This is a genomic window from Mesonia sp. HuA40, from assembly GCF_008017835.1.
Taxonomy (GTDB): Bacteria; Bacteroidota; Bacteroidia; order Flavobacteriales; family Flavobacteriaceae; genus Mesonia.
The window spans coordinates 1-21,371 of the sequence record NZ_VRLT01000023.1 but is presented as its reverse complement, the minus strand read 5'-3'; the positions used below and the strand labels follow the sequence as shown (position 1 = coordinate 21,371).

The following is a 21,371-nucleotide window of genomic DNA, read 5'->3' as shown; positions in this document are numbered from 1 at the left end:
TTATTTGCCCTTTTATTAAAGGAAACTTACATCTTATCAAACAAATCTAGATAAATCTGTTTTATTTAATTTAAAATTTTCGTTAAATATCTTATTTTAATTTTTTATAAACTGCTCACGGTATAGGTTTTGGCCATTATCGTCAATCAATACCAGTACATAATTTCCTGTCTGTAGTTTGCTTAAATTTACGCTATACGTGGACTGGTTTTTATCAATATTCTGTTGAATTAATTTTTGTCCTAGCATATTATACACCTGTACTTGACGGGCTCGGTTTTCACCTGAATTAAGTTGTAAATTTAACAGGTTGTGTGCCGGTACTGGGTATATTTGGTATACGCTTGCAGTTTCTTCAGCAATACTTAGCTGGCTGCCCCATTTAAAATAGAATCTATCTTGAGCAATGCTGCCGGGTAAACTACCGTCTACACTAAAATTATAAACTTGTCCGTTTTTGCTAACTAGTGCCTCCTTGTTTTTATACTGGTCTACTAAGTACAGGTTTAACCCTGGTAAACTTTCAAAAGTAAATTGCAAACTGTACTGGTTTTCTCGGTATTGATTCACAAATAGTGGAATGGTCTCTCCCGTTTGTGGCAGGTTTCTACGATCGATACTCGTGTAAGCCTGTCCATTTACAACCGCTATATTTTCATCTAAATTACCAAACTTAGGTAAGTCTTCTCCTGCATACGCGTTGCTGTATTGCGAATCCCATTTGATGCGTACGGCATCACGGGGTTTTTCTTGATTCAAGAATTGATTTTGTGTATAGAGTTGTAGTGTTAAACTCGGTATATCATTTCCTGTGCTAAACACGGCGGTCTGTGCCTGATTTATATTTTTATAAGCCTCTTTAAACATCATTGAAGGAGTGGCTCCTGTTGTTTGAGTGACCACAAAAGCCGCTTGACCTGGCTGTAAGAATTGATTGGCAGCAGAACCAGTAGCTCCATCAATAGCTGAACCGTCATCCATATCAATAGATACAAATGCTCCGCGTACGCCCATCTGTGCATCCCAAACAATATAATCTTGCTTTAGGTTAGTGGTAGCAGCATCGTTTAATACCATTCCCATATCTACGGCCGCAGGGTATGGGTTACCAAAGAAATTAAAGGCATCGGCATTTTGGTTAAATTGAGTGTTGTATAATACATCTCCGCTTAGTATGTTTCCAGTTGCTCGTAAGATGGTATTGCTAGGTGCAGCAGCATTGCTTTTTATATTTGTCGAACGGTCACCACGCACCATTAAACGTAAGGGTTCTCCTGCACTAAGTGTATTGATGTCGGTATTGTCTATAGCCGACCATTGTTGACTGGTATTGTTGAACAAGAACAAAGAAGGGTTTCCACTATCTGTAAGATCGAAACCATTGGTCTGATCTGAATTTGTCCCTGTAATATGTGTTCCATAACCAGGATTGGGGTTATTGTCCCAAGCATTAGCGCCTTCCTGCCAGTTATCGTGAATACTCGTGGTAGTGCTTACTGGCGAGGTCACTAATCTAAAGGCACGGCGTGCAGGGATACATTGTTCGGTAATCACATTACCAGTGACACTGCTACCGCTTACCAATTCTCCTATTTGAGCTACACGATTGGCGGCATCATTAAAACGACAAGCCAAGACTAAATTATCATTAGTGGCCAGGTTCGCCGTATTGGTGAAAGTCAAATGATTTAACAAACGAATAGGAGTAGAAGTGCTAAGATTAAGATCTCCCGCTAAGTTAATGGATCCTATGGTAAATCCTGCGCCCATAATTTCTTGGGTGGAGGAGTTTCCTGAATCATCAAAATTTAATTGTCCACTTTCAGAATTGATGATACTTCCTTCATTATTAACATTCCCCGATAGGGTCAAGGTATTAGTAATGCTTATGTTTGCCTCAGAATAGATATTAACATCTTTAGCATTAAAACTCACATCGAAATTAGGAAAATTGGGCACATTGGCTGGTATATGTAATTCTGGTTCGGTTACCAATGAAGGATCATCTACACACCAGTTTCCAGCTTTTGAGACATCGCTATCGATGGCACCGGTCCAAATAACCATATTATTACCGCTACTTGGTACAGCTATGGGTACAAAGCTTAGCGCACCACGAGAAGCTCCTGCATCCTCAACAATAGAAAAGGAAATTTTAGAATTAGTGCCTAGATAACCTTGCCAAACGTTGGGAACACCATTGCGTCTATCCCAGCTATTGCTGCTATACACCAACTCGTTGTCTACAATTAAACGCACATCATCGTCGTGTCGTATAATATCTATTTGATATATCCCGCAAGGAAAACCCTCACGTGCATAGGTATAGGAGTGGTTGTTACTATTTACAGGATTACCAGAATAAGCATTACCACTGGTAGCATTCGCATTAGATGGGGTGCCGTTATCTGGCCAACGGTCTGCTGTATCAAAATTTAGATTGGTCTCGGTATAAGAGCCTTCTAATACACTAAAAGCTTTATCGCTATAAACACTTACATACCATTCGTTGGTTCCATAGATTAAGCCAGGTGTATTTAAGGGTTCAACTTGTAAAGCACCATAAGAGTTTCCTGGACGTTCTATCCAAACGTATTCTACTTCAGAATTTGCATTTAAATTACCTGTCCACGCATTGGCATGGGTATCACAGCATCCATCGTGTTGAAAAACAACAATGCCATCTATTATGATCCATACATTATCATCATGGGCTCGCCCAGAAGGTTGTCCGGGCGCACTTACGATAGACAAGCTATACGAACCAGCTGGAAAGCCTTTACGCTTGTAACTCACCATATGATTGTTAGGAGTCACCGAACAACCTATATAATTACTTGCATTACTCGGACTTTGGTTAATAACAAATGATTGGCGCGAGTCAAAGCTCAAATCAGCTGTTCCATAACCATCGTCTATATAGTAACCGCGGTAATCACTATAATTTCTTTGGTCAAAAGCCGGATCGCTACTTCCTACTGAAACAAGGTTGTATGCGTAGGCGGTCCATTGATTGTCGATAAAATCTCCCGGTGTTGGGTCGGTCGTACCGTCTGCACATTGTGCGTGCAGACCTATCGACCAAGTTGTTGTAAGTAAAAAACTGAGTAGTAAACCAACTTTTCGCATATAGATTTATTATTCTTTAATTAACTTTTGTACCCATTGCGATTGACTAGCTTGATGTATCACACGCACTAAGTAAATACCCGCAGGTAAACTTTGAACCGAAACTTGTGCTTGATTTTCTTGAGTTTCTAAGTTTCGTACTAGTACTGTTTTACCAAGTATATCAGTTACTTCAACTTCTAAGTTACCAGATAAGTTGTTAGGTAAAAGCAGGTTAAGGTTTTCGCCGTTCACCGGATTAGGATACATACTTAAATCAGCTTGTGTAAGGCTTATGTCGCCTAGTGTACGACCAAATTGCAACTCAAAACGATTGGCATCAATACTTGCTGGTAAATTGCTATCCACGCTAAAAGCATATATTTGTCCGTTTTGCTGGATGCTAACCTGTTTGTTCTTATAATGATCGACTAAGATTAACTCACGTTGCGGTAAATTTTCAAAATCAAACTTCAATACGTAGCTAGATTGACGGTATTGATTGATAAACAAAGGAATGCTTTCACCTTGTTGAGGTAAATCTCTACGATCAATTGCCGTATAATACTGCCCATTGATTACGGCTAAATTTTCATCTAAGTTTCCAAACTTAGGTAAATCTTCATTTCCATAGCTACTCGAGTAGCTGGCGTCCCATTTGATACGTATCCCATCACTTGCGGTGCTTTGGTTGAGGTAAGCATCTTGAGCAAAGAGGCTGATGTCTAGACTAGACGCAGCTTTATTTGAACTGAAAACCGTAGTTTGTATAACGTCAACATTTTTATAGCTCTCTTTAAATTGTAAACTAGGGGTAGTGTTTTGGTTATTTGTTACTACAAAAGCAGCTTGGCCCGGTTGCAAAAACTGGTTAGCATCTGATGTTACGGGTACTGGAATTCCAGTATCCGTATCGATGGTTACAAAAGCTCCACGTCCATTAGCTCCATTCAATTGCGGATCCCAAATATAATATCCATTTTTAAGGTTGGTTGTATTTATGTCATCTAAGACTTGAATCATATCTACAGCGGCAGGATAAGGATTTCCAAAGAAATTAAAAGCATCTAAGCTGTTGTTGAAATCGCTTCCGTGCGTATAATCTCCAGCATTTATAGTTCCTTTTGCACGCAATATCGTATTGCTAGGTGCGGCTGCATTTATGGTGATGTCTGTGCCTCGGTCGCCGCGTACCATCAAGCGTAAAGGCGCTCCCGCAGTGAGTGTATTGTTATTGGTATTACCTATTGCTGCCCATTGCTGATTTGCGTTATTGAACAGGTACAACGACGGATTTCCGCTTGGTGTAAGATCAAAGCCATTGTCTTGATCAACAAGAGTTCCTGTAATATGCGTACCATATCCAGGGTTGGGGTCGTTATTCCAGGCGTTGGCTCCTTCTTGCCAGTTGGCATGAATGCTTGTAGTAGTAGTTACTGGTGAAGTAACCAATCTAAAAGCACGTTTTGCGGGAATACATTGTTCGGTCATAATTTCACCGGTTATACTACCGCTTGATAAATCGGCTATTTGAGCTACACGTTGTGTAAGATCTGTGAATTGGCAAGCTAGAACCAATTTTCCATTGGTTGCTAAGTTACCTTGATTGATACGCAATACCTCTTGAATGCGTACCTCTAGGTTTGGATCGTTGGCAATCTCAACTCCGGCGGTATTGTTGATGCTTAGCTCACCCGCGCTTAAGCTTTGATTACCGCTGATTACTTGAAGGCTTTCGCCATCGAAACTTAAACTGGCTTCATCAGCGTTTAAGCTCCCTTGATTGTCAACATTTCCTGTAAGTGATAAATTTATACCATTAGCCACTGTTAGGTTTGCTCCACTCGCAATACGCATACAACCTACTTGAGCATTTTGATTTAGGCTAGCTGTACTTCCTGCTTGTACCACAAATTTACGTCCGGCATCTTGAAGACCTGGAGCTTGATTTAAACCTGATCCGTAAAGGTATTGTGAACCGTCCCATGTTATCGGTTCTAAACCGTTTATACGGAAGGTAAAATAATCGCCATTGCTAAAATTTACTCCGCTAAAATTCGCTTGCGCACAAGTTAATGTGTTAGCGCTAATGCTGGTAGAACTGGTAAAAGCGGCATCGCTACTAATTAACAATTCAATGCTAGTAAAACCATTGGTAGGTATTGCTAAGTTGCTTAAATTTAAATTTAAATCTACTGTACCTACATTACCCAGCTCGCTTGCGCGCCATAAGGTGTTTAGTCTTTGATTATCTGCCGTATTGGAGTTACAAGCTAAATCGGATGTATTTAATTCGCTATATTCGGTGCTATTGGCAGCGATTAATAAAAATTCATTTGCACTTAAAGCGGATGGGTTGTTGATTTGTACAATACCCGTACCGAATTGACTATTGGTTTTGGCTTGTCCTACGTTGTAAATACCTACTAAATCATGATCAAAATCGCCGTTGGCAGTAGTATCAAATGCATAGCCATCATTGGCGGATAGATTAATATCGTATTTTGCAGCTAAATAATTATGTAAGAGTAAAATAGGGGTTTGGGGTAAATCGCTGGCATGTATAGCAAATTCGGCTATTTTTCCAGTAAAATAGTTGCCAGAACCGTTGCTACCATTCATTCTAACAGTGTCTGTATGACCACCTATACTAATGTTACCAGCGTGCGCATAAATTAATCCTACTCCATTAACACTATTGATTAACTGGCCATTCAAATACATTCTAAAAATTCCGTTTGGAGTGCCACTACCATTATGACCTCCCGCATAAACAAAGCTTACCACATAACGGGTGTTGGCAGCAATAGTAGTACTTATTTGCTTATCTACCCAGTTATCTCCCGGTCCGTCGCCGTTGCTGTTATTAAACCCGCCTACAATTAAGTTGCCAGCATCGATAAGTATATGTAGGTTTCGGGTATTTCCACCTTCTTCATATAAAACTTGACGACTGCCTACATCACTTCCGGTTTCAAAAGCCATAGTAAAAGTACGCTCGTTAAAAGGACCCCCTAAATTGATGTCGTAATTGTTAGGGATAGTCAAATACGTATTGGTCGTTCCAAAATCAACAGCTGAGTAAGCGTTCATTTGGTTGGTTCTGTATTGTGGACGTCTTGTAGCAATGGTTTGCTTGGCATCTTCATTATTGCTTCCTTCGTTTGTCCAAGAAGCAACAGGCGTATTGTTTGCTTGATCAATGCTGCTGGCTCTCCACCAAAATTTAGTAGTTGCCAAATTGGACGCCCCACCGGGTAAAGCTGTCCCCATAGTTTCTGAAGGTAGAACAAACTTTACATACTCTCCATCATTCAAACTGATGTTGTTGAAAGAAATAATGTTAGCATTAGACCCACTGGCAGTATAAGTAGTTGAGCTGCTAAAAAACGCATTGGTTGACACTTCAAGTTGAACATCGTTCACCGGATCGAATCCGTAAAGGAAATCGGTCACATCAATTTTAACCGTGGTGTTATTAAAACTACCATTCTTACTAACGCGCCAAGTGGCCTGGGTTCTATATAAATCTCTGCTTTGAAGGCTACAACCTTGGCTGCTACTTTCTAAAGCTAAATTGTCTATTTGATCGCTACTCAAAATCAAGTAATCGCCATCAGTCAAAGTATTATTTTCTAACAAAATAATTCCCGTTCCTCGGTTCGAGCTTAAAGAAGTAGCTGTAGCGTTGATGCGTGCAATACCAACCGAATGAAAGTCGAAATTTCCGTTAGCAGGCGTATCGTTATTGTTGTAGTTGTTAGCGCTTAGACTAATGTCATATTTGGAAGACAAGTAATTTTCAACCAAGCGACGTTCAGCTTGATTAAGAGCTTGATTGTATATGATAAACTCTGCTAGTAAACCAGTAAAGAAATTGGTGTTATCGGCGCTGTCTGAGCCATCATGGTAATAACTATCATTAGCCTGAGCTCCTAATACAGCAGGGTTATGGTTGTATAATCTACCGATATTTATTAGAGTGCCCACTAAACTTCCATTTACGTAAGCCTCAAGCGTTCCTGTTTTTGAGCTGTTACCTGCAAAACGAAAACTGATTACATAATTGGTGTTGGCCGATATGCTTGTTTTGGTAGAAACAAACCCCCAAGGTGCACCGGCGCCATCACTTCTTGTATTCCATCCGCCAAAATATAATTCTCCGTTATCTATATAAATGTTTAAACCCCGTATCGCTCCTCCTTCTTCATAAATCACTTGACGGGCGGTTACGTCATTTCCTGTTCGAACAACTAAAGAAAAAGTACGGCTGCTAAATGGGCCGTTTTGGTTGAGCGTATTGTTATTAGCTATATCTAAATAATCATTAGTGGCAAAAGAAAGTGCTGGTAAACCATTGATCTGGTTGATCAAATAGCTAGGACGTCTATTTGCGGTAGATTGAGCTGCCACTTCGAGATCGCCACCTAAATTAGACCAACTGGCCACTGGGTCACTATTGTTTAAACCTTCAATTGCATCGGCAGCAAACCAAAACGGGTTGCTCAAGGCATCGCCAACCCCACCAGGACCTTCTTGAGCCTGTGCGGTCAAACCTATAAATAAAAGCGCATGAGCGAATATAAATAAATGTTTGGGTAAAAATTTCTTCATAAGATTCGGTTTTAAAAGTTAGATGATTAATTACTTGCGTAATTTTCTAAAGCCCAAATAGCCGCCAGCTATAAATCCGAGAGCTACTAGACCATCTATTGGAGCTGCAGGTGTTTCGTCGTCTACATCATCATCGAAACCGGGAAATTGTGCTGCTGCTTCAAAAGAAGTAAGTGATAAAATGGCAAAGGCCAATACTGCGGTGGTTTTTCTTAAGGTGTTTTTCATAAGTCAAATGGTGTAAAGTGTATTTTTTAAACCTAAACGATTAGTATCTCAACAGTAATAAGTTAGAATTTAAATGCTTAAGGTTCTTTATTATTTGTCTTACAAAATTAAGGGCAAGTGATTGTAAATGAAACTTAAATGTCGACAATTCGTTAAACCGATGGTTTTTCCCGTTGAAAGGTTTTCTGGTTATCGATAAAAGGGATTAATTGCTTTTAATCGATTAATAAAAACTAAAAAACCGCTTACCAGAAAAGGGTAAGCGGTTTTTTAAAAGCCAAATAAGTTCTTCTGAACTAGTTTTTAAGCAGTTTGATTTGCTGCTTGATTTGCTTTTCTAAATCTAGAATTTCTATCAAGTATAAGCCTGATGTAAGCTTTAAATCGCTTAGGCTTACTTTACCAGAATGTTGGTTAAGCTGTTGCTGATAAATACGCTGACCCAGTAAATTATAAATTGCAATACTTACAGGGGTAGTGCTTGGTTGATCAAAATCAATCTGCAGCTTATTTCCGTTTAAAGGATTTGGATAAATACTTGCTGTTTGCTGCTCTATAATATTTGTACCTAAGCGTTTATTGGTAACCAATTTAAAACGCAAAGGGTCTGTACTAGCAGCAACCTGATCGTCTACTTGAAAAGCAATAGTGTTTTCTCCTTTTTGTAAGATTTGTTGGGTACCTAAATAATTGTCTTCTAAGTACACACTTTGATCAAGCTCTCCTACATTTATTTGTAATACATAGTGTTTTGCACGGTAATTGGTAAGCGCTAAAGTCAAGTTTTCTTGGGCTGTTGGTAAGGCTCTACTTTCTATAGCAATATATTGACCTTGTTCAAACCGTGAAATGCTTTCATCTAGATTAAATAATTTGGGTGCATCATAAGCATCGATAGGGTTGTTGAAGTTGGCGCCAAATTTAATTTTCAAGCCGTCTAGTGGCGTTTCTCCGTTCAAGAAAGCTTGTTGGCGGTATAAATTTATTTGTATACTGCTGTGAGAGGCCGCTGGTCTAAACACCGCTGTAGCGGGCTGGTCAACTGCTTTAAAACCTTCTTGAAAATTTAATTCAGGAGCTGTGCCTTGGTTTGCAGTTACAAAAAAGGCAGCTTGCATAGGTTGTAAAAACAGATTCGCTTCTGTATTTTGATTTCCCTGTACATTAGTATCTACCGAAGCTGAAAAATCATCGGCATCTAAAGTTACAAATCCGCCACGCCCTCCTAAGGTAGAACTGTCTGGGTTATCATCGTTATTTCCTCCTAAGTTCGGATCGTAAATATAGATAAAGCGACCTGCATTTTTAGTTTTCGGACTGTTTAATACCTTGCGCATATCTACTGCAGCGGGGTATGGATTCCCAAAAAAGTTAAAACTACCTGCTGTGCTATTGAATCCTGTAAGTGTTGTTTCTCCAGAAAACAACTCCCCTCGAGTACGTAATTTAGTATCTGTTGGGGTAGCCGTGTTTTTGGTAACGTCTAGCGCTCTGCTTCCGCGGATTAAAATACGATAAGCATCACCTGCGTTAAGGCTGGTGTTATTCGTATTGGCGATAGGGCTCCAAGTCTGACTGGCATTGTTGAATTCAAACATCGAAGGATTTCCGCTAGGGGTGTAGTCAAAACCGTTTGTTCCATCTGTCGTAGTTCCGGTAATATGCGTACCATAATGATTATTAGGGTTATCGTTATAAGCAGAAGCGTTTTCTTGCCAGAAATAGTGGATACTATTATTACTAGATAATACACTGGTGCTTAGTGGTGCGCTTATCAATCTAAATGCGCGTCTGCCAGGAAAACATTGTTCAGCGGTCAAATTACCACTTATACTTCCGTTAGTGCCAATCGGTGCTACTTGAGCCATTCCTGTGCTTAATCCTGGGCTTGTAAATTCGCAAGCCAGCGTTAGCTTGTCGTTGGTGGTTAAGCTTCCGCTGATTACCTTTAGTGTTTCTAAAAGGCGCAGGTCTTGATTTATCGTTAAACCAGCTGGGTTTTCTAAATGTAAGTTAGCTAATTCGCCATTTTGCAATAAATTATCGGGTAAAGTTTGTGGGTTTTCTCCAGAAAAATAAAGAACAGAACCCAATTGGCTACCCGCTATATTGGCATTATTACCAAGTGTAATTGTTTCTTCAATATTAAATAAGAAACCGTTTAAATCTATGCTAGCACCATCACCTAAAGTGAGGTTTTTAGCTCCCGTGTTTTTGCTTAAACTAGGGTAGTTGGTTAAACCGGTTGGGATAATAACATTATAATTAGCGTTTGGAATAATAGCCTGATTACTCCAATTCCCAGTATTTTCCCAGTTACTGTTTACGGCACCTGTCCACGTTAAATCGCTACATCCGGTAGCTTCTTCTATAGTAGTGGTGATGGCTGCATCTAAACTGGTATATTCAAAAATAATCTGGTGATCGCCGCCTACCTCAAAAGCTAGATCGTTAAAAATAGCAATACCGCTAGCATTTGTGTTTTGCGTAAGCGTACCTAATAGGTTACCACTTCCTGAGTACATGCTAGCTTTTATGGCGTAGCCTGCTTGTTGAACGGTGTCACCATTAAAGTCGGCAATGCGTACTTGTATTGAAGAGGGAAGGTTACCGTCGCAATCAGAACTTGTAGGTTGGCTGTCTATTATCAATTGACTGGCCACACCAATAGCTTGCTCGTTATAAGCCAAGAAGGCGGGGTCTGTTGTTCCACTAGATTGATACCTTAAGCCAACTACCTGCTGATAATTTGAATTGTCTATTCCAAAATCGTTTAATTCAGCTGCCAAAAAGCGAATCCCGCGTTGGGTATTTATAAAACCACCTCCAGTTTGTGTGCTATTAAAATTATAAAAATCAGCATCCCAATTGGCCACTACGGGAAAATTACTCGAGTTGTTTAAAGAAACAGTCACTTGATTTCCGACAATATTTCCATTGGTGTCAACAAAACTTAATCTATCATTGTTGCTGCTCGTAGGAGTGGCAATGGTGGCGATTAAAATATCGGGTACTCCATCGTTAATTTTGCTTTGGGTGATACCATTGCTACTAAGCGCAAAGTTTGTTATGGTGCCCGAAGGTATATTTGCGATACCTGTACCTAGGTCTAAACCTTGGATTCCATCGGTCAAGAAATAAGCAGCTTGTGTCCCATTGGTGATTTCCTGAAAAGGTTGACTGTTGCTGTTGTTTACGCTGTTATTTAAGCCGTCATACAACTGACCTAAAGCAATATAGCCGCCTAAATTAGTAATTGTGGCAATGGGTAAAGCACGATAATTTTCGGCAACAAAAGTAACGGAATTATTGGTTAGTAAATCATCGTTTACTCCTGTAGAATACACTGTACCATTTAAAGTAAAACCTATTAAATTATGGGAGTTTATAGGTTTATTTGTGTTTATGCTTGTTGAGCTTGAATGCCAGTAGCCTTGGTAATCAGTATAAACGCCAGTTACTTGCGCATGAATGCTTAGAAAGGCGCTGCATAAAAAGCCTAGTACAAAAAGGTAATTTTTTGCCATAGTATGTTTTTTTATTTTTAGTAAGTCGCAAAATTAGGGCAATGCCAAAATTTAAGCTACAATATTATAAACTATTCGTTAAAAGGACGCTTTTAACGACAAGCGGTAACTTTCTGCGTTTTGCTACGGAAATAATTAACAAAAAAAACCTGCAGTTTTGCTGCAGGTTTTAGTTTTATTATATAGATTTAATTAATCTCTTAACAATCCTCTTGAAATTACAATTTTTTGGATTTCAGAAGTCCCTTCGTATATCTGGGTAATTTTAGCGTCGCGCATTAAACGCTCAACGTGATACTCTTTAACATAACCATTTCCGCCATGAATTTGAACGGCTTCTACGCTAGTGTCCATGGCCACTTTTGAAGCATAAAGCTTTGCCATTGCGCCGCTCATGTCATAGTTATTCCCCATATCTTTATCCCAAGCAGCTTGCATTACAAGGTGTCTAGCAGCAGCAATTTCGGTATACATATCGGCTAACTTAAAAGCGATAGCTTGGTGGTTGCAAATTTCGGTGCCAAATGCTTTACGTATTTTAGAGTACTCACGGGCCAATTCATAGGCTCCACTAGCAATACCTAAAGCTTGTGCTGCAATACCAATTCGACCTCCAGAAAGGGTTTTCATCGCAAAGGTAAAACCAAAGCCATCTGCCCCAATTCTATTTTCTTTAGGAACCTTAACATCATTAAAGTTTAAGGTATGTGTGTCGCTTCCGCGGATTCCTAATTTTTGTTCCTTAGGCCCTACTTCAAAACCTTCCCATCCTTTTTCAACGATAAAAGCATTGATTCCTTTGTGCTTTTTCTCGCGATCGGTTTGTGCTATAACCAAGTAATAATCGGCACTGTTCCCATTGGTAATCCAGTTCTTGGTCCCATTTAATACATAATGGTCTCCTTTATCTATAGCTGTGGTGCGTTGTGAAGTGGCATCACTACCTGCTTCGGGTTCACTTAAACAGAAAGCTCCAATCGATTCGCCAGTGGCTAATTTGGTTAGGTATTTTTGCTTTTGCTCTTCGGTACCGAAAGTTTCTAGTCCCCAGCAAACCAACGAGTTGTTTACCGAAACGATTACCGAAGCTGAAGCGTCTATTTTTGAAAGCTCTTCCATAGCTAAAACGTAAGAAACGGTATCCATACCACCACCTCCGTACTTTGGAGAAACCATCATACCTAAAAAGCCTAGTTCTCCCATCTTTTTAACTTGTTCGGTTGGGAAAAGTTGTTTTTCATCGCGTTCAATTACGCCAGGTAATAATTCATTTTTAGCGAAATCCCTTGCGGCATCGCGTATCATCAGGTGCTCTTCTGTAAGCTTAAAATCCATAGCAATTTTTTTTATTGTGAAAAAAACGTTGCAAATATACTCGATATAAGTCAATTATTCAATGATTCGTTTTATTTTTACGAATATGAAAACGAAATCTCCGCTTTATTTAGGATTAATGTCTGGCACCTCGTTAGATGGTATAGATGCTGTCGCTGTGCGTTTCATTGAGCAAGGAAACGCTTACCAATATGAGTTGTTGCATGCCAAGACCTATGGCTATTCGCCTAAATGGCAAGCGAGCTTGGCAAATGCTATACAGCTTGATTCTTCAGCCTTAGAGGAGTTGAACCAGCATTACACCCAATATTTAGCCGATATAGTTCGTCAATTCATGCGGGAATACCAAATTCCTGCCCAAGAGGTGGCCGCAGTTTGTTCGCACGGACATACGGTCTTTCATCAACCCGAAAAAGCTTATACGCTGCAAATTGGTAATTTGCCTCAGCTGGCTCAGCTATTAGGTGTTTGTGTGGTTTGTGATTTTAGGGTGCAGGATGTGCGACTGGGCGGTCAGGGCGCACCTTTGGTTCCCGTTGGAGATGCTTTGCTTTTTGGAGAATATGATGCCTGCATCAATTTGGGGGGATTTGCAAATATTTCGTACGATCAAGGAAATCGTCGCATTGCCTACGATATTTGTCCGTTAAACATTTTGTTGAACCGGTATGCAGATCAATTGGGCTTGGCTTATGATGAAGAAGGTCGGTTAGCCGCTAAAGGAGCATTTGATGAAACTTTATTTGATGCACTACAAAACATAGCTTATTACCAAAGTTTGCCACCTAAATCATTGGGGCTCGAATGGGTGAATGCGGTTTGCCAGCCCATACTATCGAAGTTCGATTTATCGGCTACTAGCATGCTGCGTACTCTAACCGAGCATATGGCGCATCAGTTGGCAGCCGTGGTTCTGCCTGAACAACGTATTTTGCTTACAGGTGGTGGTGCGCTTAACCGATTTTTGATTGCTCGTTTCCGAGCTCTTTCAGATGCTCAACTTATATTGCCAAAAGATGAACTTATCCATTTTAAAGAAGCCTTGGTTTTTGCCTTCTTGGGCATGTTGCGCTTAAGCGGATTAAATAATGTTTATGCTAGTGTAACTGGCGCCTCCCGCGATCATTCTTCTGGAGTGATATTTCATCCGTAAAGCTAAACCAGACAACTTTGTAAAAAAATATGTCTCAATGCTGTATTAAGGGCGTCTGTGATAATGAAATACCGGCCTGCTTTTAGTTGTTTTTTTATGCTAAAAAAAAACTGATAAAATTAAAAGCTTATTATTTATTTAACATTTACGTTTACTTATATTTGTGCGAAATTTTTATAGAACCTACTTAGAATTATGATGAAAAAACTACTACAAGAATACGAAAATAAGCAACCAGAGATTGTTTTTCATTGGAAAGACCGAGAGACTGAGGCAGAGGGATGGACGGTAATAAACTCGCTACGCGGCGGTGCTGCTGGTGGGGGTACGCGTATGCGTAAAGGATTAGATAAAAATGAAGTACTTTCATTGGCAAAGACCATGGAAATAAAATTTTCGGTATGTGGTCCACCTATCGGCGGAGCTAAATCGGGTATAAATTTTGATCCGGCCGATCCGCGCAAGCAGGGAGTTTTAAAAAGATGGTTCCAAGCGGTGAGTCCGTTGCTAAAGAATTATTACGGTACGGGCGGCGATATGAATGTAGATCAGCGCACAGAGGTCATTCCCATTACACAAGCTTATGGTGTCTCTCATCCACAAGAAGGAGTTTTTCAGGGGCATTTCAACACCGATGAGCACGAAAAAAACATCCGCATCAACCAACTCAAACAAGGGGTTTCTAAGCAAGTAGATACCTCTATTTTTTTGCCTAATGCCGAGCAAAGTTATACGGTTGGCGATTTAATCACAGGATACGGTGTTGCCGAAGCCGTTAAGCATTATTACGAAATTTATGGAGGTGCATTGGCTGGCAAAAAAGCCATTGTACAAGGTTTTGGTAATGTAGGCGGTGCCGCTGCTTTTTACTTGGCGACTATGGGTGTTAAAATTGTTGGAATTATAGATAGAACTGGCGGTATTATCGAGCCAGAGGGCATTTCTTTTGAGCGTCTGAAAGACTTATATGCTACGCGTGAAGGTAATGCGCTTAAGGCTGATAATATGCTTAGTTTTGAGGAGGTGAATGAAAAGATTTGGAGCCTAGGAGCACAAATTTTTGCTCCCTGTGCAGCTTCACGATTGGTTACCCAAAAACAAGTAGAGCAGATGATTGAAGGAGGTCTAGAAGTGATTACAAGCGGTGCCAATGTTCCTTTTGCCGATGAAGCGATTTTCTTTGGACCCATTATGGAATATACCGATAAGCATGTAAGCATAATCCCAGATTTTATATCTAATTGCGGTATGGCTCGTGTGTTTGCCTATTTGATGCAGCCCAAGGCTAAGATTGAAGATGAGGCTATATTTAATGATGTTTCACATACCATTAAACAAGCCTTAGAAGATGTATATTCTAAAAACAATAATCCTATTCATCTATCGCAAACGGCTTTTGAGATTGCCTTAGAAAAATTAATCTAACTTTTAAAAATGACAAGCTTATTAATTTTTACATTTGTAATGGGCTATTTAGCCATTACTTTAGAGCATCCGCTTAAATTAGATAAGGCGGTTCCTGCTTTGTTAATGGGAACCCTAATGTGGGGGCTTTTGGCCATTGGATTTAATCAGGGTTGGTTTTCTATTGTCGATTCTCACGGTCATATTTTTCAAATTGATCAGCCCGACACCGATGCGCAATTGTATGGTTTTAAAGCCAACTTGATGCATCATTTCAGCAGTATTGGCGAAATTCTCTTCTTTTTAATCGGAGCCATGACCATTGTCGAAATTATCGATTTGCACCGTGGTTTTGGGATTATAAAAAAAGTAATCAAGCCTAAAAGCAAAGTAAAATTACTATGGATACTTGGAGTCCTGGCTTTTGTGCTTTCGGCTATTATCGATAACCTAACGGCCACTATTATTTTAATTACCTTATTGCGTAAAATCTTGGTGCGTCATAAATACCGGGTTTGGTATGCTAGTATGATTATCATCGCTGCCAATGCGGGAGGAGCTTGGTCGCCTATTGGAGATGTTACTACTACCATGCTATGGATTGGCGGTAAAGTAACGGCTCTGGGCTTGTCTGAATACCTGATTATTCCTTCATTGGTTTGTTTTGTGGTACCTTTTTTCATTGCTACCAAACTAAAGCCCTTCAAAGGAAAAGCCATGCGAAAAGAGATGATTATAGATGAAGAAGCAGAGCGTTTATTAAGCAGTAAAACCATGCTTTATGTAGGTTTAGCAGGAATAGCCTTTGTACCTATCTTTAAAGGAGTCACTGGATTGCCGCCTTACTTAGGAATGATGTTTTCTCTGGGAGTAGTTTGGTTGGTTTCAGAGTATGTTCGACCCGTCAAAAATTTACCCAAAAAGCAAAAGCACTTATATTCTACCCATAAGGCTTTATCTAAAATAGAATTTTCAAGTATACTTTTTTTCTTAGGAATTTTATTATCGGTGGCCGCTTTAGAGAGTTTGGTTTACGGAAGCATAGGCGGAGAAGAAGTGGGTACCCTGCGCTATGTAGCCGAAAAGGTTTCTGCTGCTATACCAAATATGGATGTAGTAGTATTATTACTCGGAGCGCTTTCTGCATTAATAGATAATGTACCTATGGTAGCTGCAACAATGGGGATGTACACTTTTGAAACCGATAGTCCTATTTGGCATTTTATCGCCTTTTCGGCAGGTACAGGGGGTAGTTTGTTGGTAATTGGTTCTGCCGCTGGGGTCGCCGCGATGGGAATGGAGAAAATTGATTTTATATGGTACTTAAAGAAAATTGCTTGGCTGGCAGCTATCGGATTTATCTCTGGTGCGTTAACTTTTGTTTTTATCGAGCAATTCTTTTATAGTTAAAAAATTACTACAGGCTCTTTGTGCTTGCAAAAATCATTGTAGCTTTGAGCCTGTAAAAGCGCTTAAAATAATTTTAGCCGTTGAGGTAATTTTACACGCTTTATATCGTTATTCTTATGAAACTAAACTTTTTAAACCTAATGACTTTACAAGATGTAGCCCAAGAGGTAGCTCAAGATGCAGAAGCCTTACCTCAAGAAAAAACATTTTCTTTTCTTGAACTATTAGCCAGTGGTGGAGTTGGCGGTATAATTGTAATTGCCATTTTAAGCGTGCTGTTTATCGCCGCTTTATATATTTATTTTGAACGTCTTTTTGCTATAAAAGCCGCCTCAAAAACCGATGCTAACTTTATGTACCAAATAAAAGATCATGTTGCCAACGGTAATATAGAAGGTGCTAAGGTGCGATGCGCTCAAGAAAATTCTCCTGTGGCTCGTCTCACTGCAAAGGGTATCAGCCGTATTGGTAGTCCGTTAGAAGATATCAATACCGCTATAGAAAATGCAGGTAGATTAGAAGTGTATAAGTTAGAAAAAAATGTTAGTGTTTTAGCGACTATAGCCGGAGCTGCTCCTATGATTGGTTTCTTGGGAACCGTAATTGGTATGGTTTTAGCGTTTCATGAATTGGCGAGCAGTAGCGGTCAAGCCGAAATGGGTTCTCTTGCAGAAGGTATTTATACGGCGATGACCACTACCGTTGCCGGATTAATTGTAGGTATTGTTGCTTATATCGGTTACAACCATTTGGTAGTTAAAACCGATAAAGTGGTGCATCAAATGGAGGCTACGGCGGTAGATTTCCTTGATTTGTTAAATGAACCCGTTTAAGGTATGAATTTGCGCGGAAGAAATAAAGTTAGCCCAGAATTCAGTATGTCTTCGATGACCGACATCGTGTTTTTGTTGTTGGTGTTTTTTATGTTGACCTCGCCGGTGATCACTCCAGAGGCCTTAGACCTTATTTTACCAAAAGCTAAAGGTAAAACTACCAATAAACACGAGCTTGCGGTGAGCATCAATAAAGACATGCAAATGTTTATAAATCAGGATCAAATCCGTAAAGAGAATTTAGAGCTAGAGTTGCAAAAACGGCTTCAAAGTGTAGAAACGCCAACTATTATCTTGCGTGCAGAAGAATCGGTGCCTATTCAAGAAGCGGTTTATGTGATGGATGTAGCCAAACGCAATCAATTTAAAGTTGTATTAGCGGTAAAACCATAATTTGTGCGATTACTAGAAACCAAATATGAACGAAAGTCTGCGGCCATTACTAGTGTAATTACGGCCATAATTTTCTTATTGCTTTTTTTCTTTGGCTTTACATATTTAGATCCTCCACCAGAAAATGGAATTGCTATTAATTTTGGGACTTCAGAAATAGGCTCAGGTCAAGTGCAACCCACCGAGCCAGTGGCTAGTTCTCCGCAGCAGCAAACCCCAGAACCCACCCCTAGTCCGCAAGAAAATTCTAGTCCGGTAGCCGACGAAGTGCAAACTCAAGACACTGAGGAAGCGCCTGTAATCGCCAAGGAAAAGGAGAATAAGCAGCCTGTAGAAAAAGAGCAGAAAGATAAGAAAGAACAACCAAAACAAGAGGTTCCCGAAAAAGAAAAACCTCAAGAACCGGTAAAAGAAGAGCCTAAAAAACCATCTAAAGAAACCTCTGATGCCTTGAATAACCTGTTAAACGGTCCTGAAAATGATGGAGCCAATCAAGGTGGAGAAGGGAACGATTCCAGCGGGGGAGATAAAGGAGATCCTTCTGGCGATCCCAATGCTAAAAGTTATTATGGACAGGGTAAAGGATTAGATGGTGATGGCAATTATCGCTTAGGCGGAAGAAAAGCCCTGAATAAAGAAAAATTTGTACAAGAATGTAACGAATCTGGTGTGGTTGTAGTGAAAATAGAAGTCAATCAACAAGGTCAGGTGATTCGAGCTACCCCAGGAGCACGAGGGACTACCAATACTGCTCCCTGCTTGATGGAGCCCGCCAAACGCGCTGCCTTGGCTACACGATTTAATAGCGATGCTAACGCCCCTGCCAAACAAACCGGTTTTATCGAGTACGAATTTAAGTTATCTGAATAAATTTATGACTTACCAAGAAACCCTGGACTGGATGTTCGGGCAGCTACCTATGTATCAGCGTCAAGGTCAAGTAGCCTTTAAAAAAGATTTGACCAACATTTTGGCTTTTTCTGAGGTGTTAGGTGCTCCCCATAAAAAATTTAAAACGGTTCATGTAGGCGGTACCAACGGGAAAGGTTCTAGCAGTCATATGTTAGCTTCGGTTTTACAGGCAGCTGGTTACCGCGTGGGTTTATATACTTCGCCACATTTAAAGGATTATACAGAGCGTATCCGCATTGACGGACAATGTATTGAGCAAGATTTTGTAGTTGATTTTATTCAGCAGCATAAAGTTTTCTTAGAAGAACATAGGCTTTCTTTTTTCGAAATGAGTGTAGGACTTGCTTTTGCTTATTTTGCAAGCAAACAAGTAGATGTAGCCATAATCGAAGTAGGTTTAGGGGGACGATTAGACTCAACCAATATCATTACCCCAGAATTATCTCTGATAACGAATATTGGTAAAGATCATACTGCAATTTTAGGTGAAACCTTGGAGGCGATTGCATTAGAAAAGGCGGGGATCATCAAGTCTCAAGTTCCTGTGGTAATAGGTGAGTTTCATCCCGAAACTCATCAAGTGTTCGAAGAGAGGAGTTTAACACTAAAAGCACCTTTGTATTGGGCTAGAGATTTCGAACTGCCCGCCTATATTCAATTGGATTTAAAAGGAACTTATCAGCAAGGAAATGCCAGAGGCGTGATGGCTTGTGTAGAGGTGTTAAAGCACAGGGGTTGGTCCATTTCTAATGAAGCAATAAGTAAAGGCTTTTCTCAAGTAGTGCAGCGTACTGGTTTACGAGGACGCTGGGAAATTTTACAACAAGCCCCTTTAAGCATTGCCGATACTGCTCATAACAAAGAGGGTTTGGGAGTTGTATTAAAGCAATTGACTGCCTTGCCTCATGAAAAGTTGCATTTTGTTTTAGGAGTAGTACAAGACAAAGATTTATCTCAGGTTTTACCTTTATTTCCTAAAGATGCACACTATTACTTTTGTGCTCCGCAGGTTCCGCGAGCTTTGGAAGCGGAAGAACTAAAATCTAAAGCATTAGAATTTGGTTTAAAGGGCGAGGTTTTTACTTCGGTTGAAGAAGCCTTTGCCGCAGCCAGAAAGCAGAGTTCGTTTAGTGATATCATTTATGTGGGCGGCAGTACTTTTGTTGTAGCTGAAATAATTTAATTTTTTTTCATTAAAGACTTGCAGCAATTTATAAATAGTTTATATTTGCACTCGCAATTGATTAGTGTTTACAAATCGATTATGTTCTTTAAATAACAATTTTTTTGTGTTGGCGGTCCATTATCTTGGGCGCGTAGCTCAGTTGGTTCAGAGCACTTGGTTTACACCCAAGGGGTCAGGGGTTCGAATCCCTTCGCGCCCACAACAAAAAGCTTTCACAAAAAAATTGGGCGCGTAGCTCAGTTGGTTCAGAGCACTTGGTTTACACCCAAGGGGTCAGGGGTTCGAATCCCTTCGCGCCCACAACAAAAAGCTTTCACAAAAAAATTGGGCGCGTAGCTCAGTTGGTTCAGAGCACTTGGTTTACACCCAAGGGGTCAGGGGTTCGAATCCCTTCGCGCCCACAAGAAGCACAATCCCGATGAAGACTTTCATCGGGATTTTTTGTTTACACCCACTACCAAGCCCCAGCTTGAAGTAGTGGATGTAAACAAAAAATCTCCAAGCTGCTAAAGCTTGAGGGATTGTATTTCCTATTTTGGTTTCGCTTTGGGATCTTGAATCCCTTTTTTTATGAAGTAGTGGGTGTAAACAAAAAATCTGCAAGCCGCTAGGGCTTGAGAGATTTTGTGTTTTTCAAAGTTTTAAAGTATTTTATTTTTTCGCTTTTATATAGAAAGTGGTTTTTATTGTTCTTTAAGGTATGGCAATAACTGTTCTAGCGCCATTCCTCGAGACCCTTTAATAAAGATGAGCTGCTCACTAAAGTCCTTTTCGCGTAGCACTGGGATTAATTCCTTTGTATCGGCTACTGCCTGGAAATGCTCGGGTAAGTTGGTTTGCATAAACTGTTTTCCGCAGAGAAATACGTTTGTGTATTCTTGCTTTTTAAGCGTGTCGACTATGGTTTGATGTTCTTTCTTCCAAGTGGGGCCGACCTCAAACATATCGCCTAAAATTATAGTCTTTTTGTCGGCTTTGAGTTTTGACACTTCTTCTAAGGCAGCGAGCATACTGGTGGGGTTGGCATTGTAAGCATCCATAATAATTTTTATACTACCGTGATTCGTAATTTGCGAGCGGTTATTACTGGGTTGGTAGCTGCTTAGGGCTTCTTTAATATGGTGCATAGGAACTTCAAAATACTGCCCGATAGCCGCCGCCGCCGCTGCATTTTGAGCATTGTATAAACCTAATAATTGGGTTTGAATAACTTCGTTACCTATTTTAATTTGAGCGAAATTATTGTTGGTTGTTTTGTGTATGGAGTA

General features: G+C 40.0%; 13 protein-coding genes and 3 tRNA genes. 10 read left to right on the top strand and 6 right to left on the bottom strand.

The features are described 5' to 3' along the window. Positions 1-96: 96 nt before the first annotated feature. From FT993_RS03130 to FT993_RS03110, 5 genes are all read right to left on the bottom strand, one after another. Complete coding sequence (locus FT993_RS03130) at positions 97-3,129, bottom strand: T9SS type A sorting domain-containing protein (RefSeq protein ID WP_147861084.1); 3,033 nt, start codon at positions 3,127-3,129, stop codon at positions 97-99. A 9-nt stretch (positions 3,130-3,138) separates the two neighbouring features. Next, entirely contained in the window at positions 3,139-7,722 is a 4,584-nt protein-coding gene (locus FT993_RS03125) for a T9SS type A sorting domain-containing protein (protein ID WP_147861083.1), read from the bottom strand. A 30-nt stretch (positions 7,723-7,752) separates the two neighbouring features. After that, the gene (locus tag FT993_RS03120) at positions 7,753-7,950 is read right to left on the bottom strand and encodes a hypothetical protein (RefSeq protein WP_147861082.1); all 198 of its coding nucleotides are present in this window, start codon (positions 7,948-7,950) and stop codon (positions 7,753-7,755) included. 296 nt (positions 7,951-8,246) lie between these two features. Next, positions 8,247-11,477 (bottom strand): T9SS type A sorting domain-containing protein, encoded by a 3,231-nt coding sequence (locus tag FT993_RS03115; protein ID WP_147861081.1) that lies wholly within the window; start codon positions 11,475-11,477, stop codon positions 8,247-8,249. A gap of 192 nt (positions 11,478-11,669) precedes the next feature. Next, complete coding sequence (locus FT993_RS03110; protein ID WP_147861080.1) at positions 11,670-12,812, bottom strand: acyl-CoA dehydrogenase; 1,143 nt, start codon at positions 12,810-12,812, stop codon at positions 11,670-11,672. 85 nt (positions 12,813-12,897) lie between these two features. On the opposite strand from FT993_RS03110, the gene FT993_RS03105 reads away from it, so the two are divergent. The 10 genes from FT993_RS03105 to FT993_RS03060 all read left to right on the top strand — a co-directional run bounded on the left by FT993_RS03105 (position 12,898) and on the right by FT993_RS03060 (position 20,504). Then, positions 12,898-13,965: an anhydro-N-acetylmuramic acid kinase gene (locus FT993_RS03105; RefSeq protein ID WP_147861079.1), complete on the top strand. Its 1,068-nt coding sequence runs from the start codon at positions 12,898-12,900 to the stop codon at positions 13,963-13,965. 198 nt (positions 13,966-14,163) lie between these two features. Further along, the gene (locus tag FT993_RS03100; RefSeq protein WP_147861091.1) at positions 14,164-15,390 is read left to right on the top strand and encodes a Glu/Leu/Phe/Val dehydrogenase dimerization domain-containing protein; all 1,227 of its coding nucleotides are present in this window, start codon (positions 14,164-14,166) and stop codon (positions 15,388-15,390) included. Positions 15,391-15,399: 9 nt separating this feature from the next. Beyond that, positions 15,400-16,779, top strand: coding sequence for a sodium:proton antiporter NhaD (nhaD, locus tag FT993_RS03095; protein ID WP_147861078.1), 1,380 nt, complete (start codon positions 15,400-15,402; stop codon positions 16,777-16,779). 140 nt (positions 16,780-16,919) lie between these two features. Further along, a complete protein-coding gene (locus tag FT993_RS03090) occupies positions 16,920-17,612 on the top strand; it encodes a MotA/TolQ/ExbB proton channel family protein (RefSeq protein WP_147861090.1) in 693 nt (230 codons plus the stop codon). Between the two features lie 3 nt (positions 17,613-17,615). Further along, complete coding sequence (locus FT993_RS03085) at positions 17,616-18,005, top strand: biopolymer transporter ExbD (protein WP_147861077.1); 390 nt, start codon at positions 17,616-17,618, stop codon at positions 18,003-18,005. 3 nt (positions 18,006-18,008) lie between these two features. After that, entirely contained in the window at positions 18,009-18,875 is an 867-nt protein-coding gene (locus FT993_RS03080) for an energy transducer TonB (protein WP_147861076.1), read from the top strand. Between the two features lie 4 nt (positions 18,876-18,879). Next, positions 18,880-20,100 (top strand): folylpolyglutamate synthase/dihydrofolate synthase family protein, encoded by a 1,221-nt coding sequence (locus FT993_RS03075; RefSeq protein ID WP_147861075.1) that lies wholly within the window; start codon positions 18,880-18,882, stop codon positions 20,098-20,100. A gap of 127 nt (positions 20,101-20,227) precedes the next feature. Then, positions 20,228-20,302, top strand: a tRNA-Val gene (locus tag FT993_RS03070). 26 nt (positions 20,303-20,328) lie between these two features. Then, positions 20,329-20,403, top strand: a tRNA-Val gene (locus tag FT993_RS03065). A 26-nt stretch (positions 20,404-20,429) separates the two neighbouring features. After that, positions 20,430-20,504 (top strand) — tRNA-Val (locus tag FT993_RS03060). 282 nt (positions 20,505-20,786) lie between these two features. Here FT993_RS03060 and FT993_RS03055 read toward each other — a convergent pair. Continuing rightward, positions 20,787-21,371: glutamate ligase domain-containing protein (locus FT993_RS03055; RefSeq protein ID WP_305054862.1), on the bottom strand; the 585-nt coding region annotated here is incomplete at its 5' end.

Excerpts from the sequence above, each read along its gene's own strand:
- FT993_RS03130 (WP_147861084.1), bottom strand. The coding sequence starts at position 3,129 with ATGCGAAAAGTTGGTTTACTACTCAGTTTTTTACTTACAACAACTTGG.
- FT993_RS03125 (WP_147861083.1), bottom strand. The coding sequence starts at position 7,722 with ATGAAGAAATTTTTACCCAAACATTTATTTATATTCGCTCATGCGCTT.
- FT993_RS03120 (WP_147861082.1), bottom strand. The coding sequence starts at position 7,950 with ATGAAAAACACCTTAAGAAAAACCACCGCAGTATTGGCCTTTGCCATT.
- FT993_RS03115 (WP_147861081.1), bottom strand. The coding sequence starts at position 11,477 with ATGGCAAAAAATTACCTTTTTGTACTAGGCTTTTTATGCAGCGCCTTT.
- FT993_RS03110 (WP_147861080.1), bottom strand. The coding sequence starts at position 12,812 with ATGGATTTTAAGCTTACAGAAGAGCACCTGATGATACGCGATGCCGCA.
- FT993_RS03105 (WP_147861079.1), top strand. The coding sequence starts at position 12,898 with ATGAAAACGAAATCTCCGCTTTATTTAGGATTAATGTCTGGCACCTCG.
- FT993_RS03100 (WP_147861091.1), top strand. The coding sequence starts at position 14,164 with ATGAAAAAACTACTACAAGAATACGAAAATAAGCAACCAGAGATTGTT.
- nhaD (WP_147861078.1), top strand. The coding sequence starts at position 15,400 with ATGACAAGCTTATTAATTTTTACATTTGTAATGGGCTATTTAGCCATT.
- FT993_RS03090 (WP_147861090.1), top strand. The coding sequence starts at position 16,920 with ATGACTTTACAAGATGTAGCCCAAGAGGTAGCTCAAGATGCAGAAGCC.
- FT993_RS03085 (WP_147861077.1), top strand. The coding sequence starts at position 17,616 with ATGAATTTGCGCGGAAGAAATAAAGTTAGCCCAGAATTCAGTATGTCT.
- FT993_RS03075 (WP_147861075.1), top strand. The coding sequence starts at position 18,880 with ATGACTTACCAAGAAACCCTGGACTGGATGTTCGGGCAGCTACCTATG.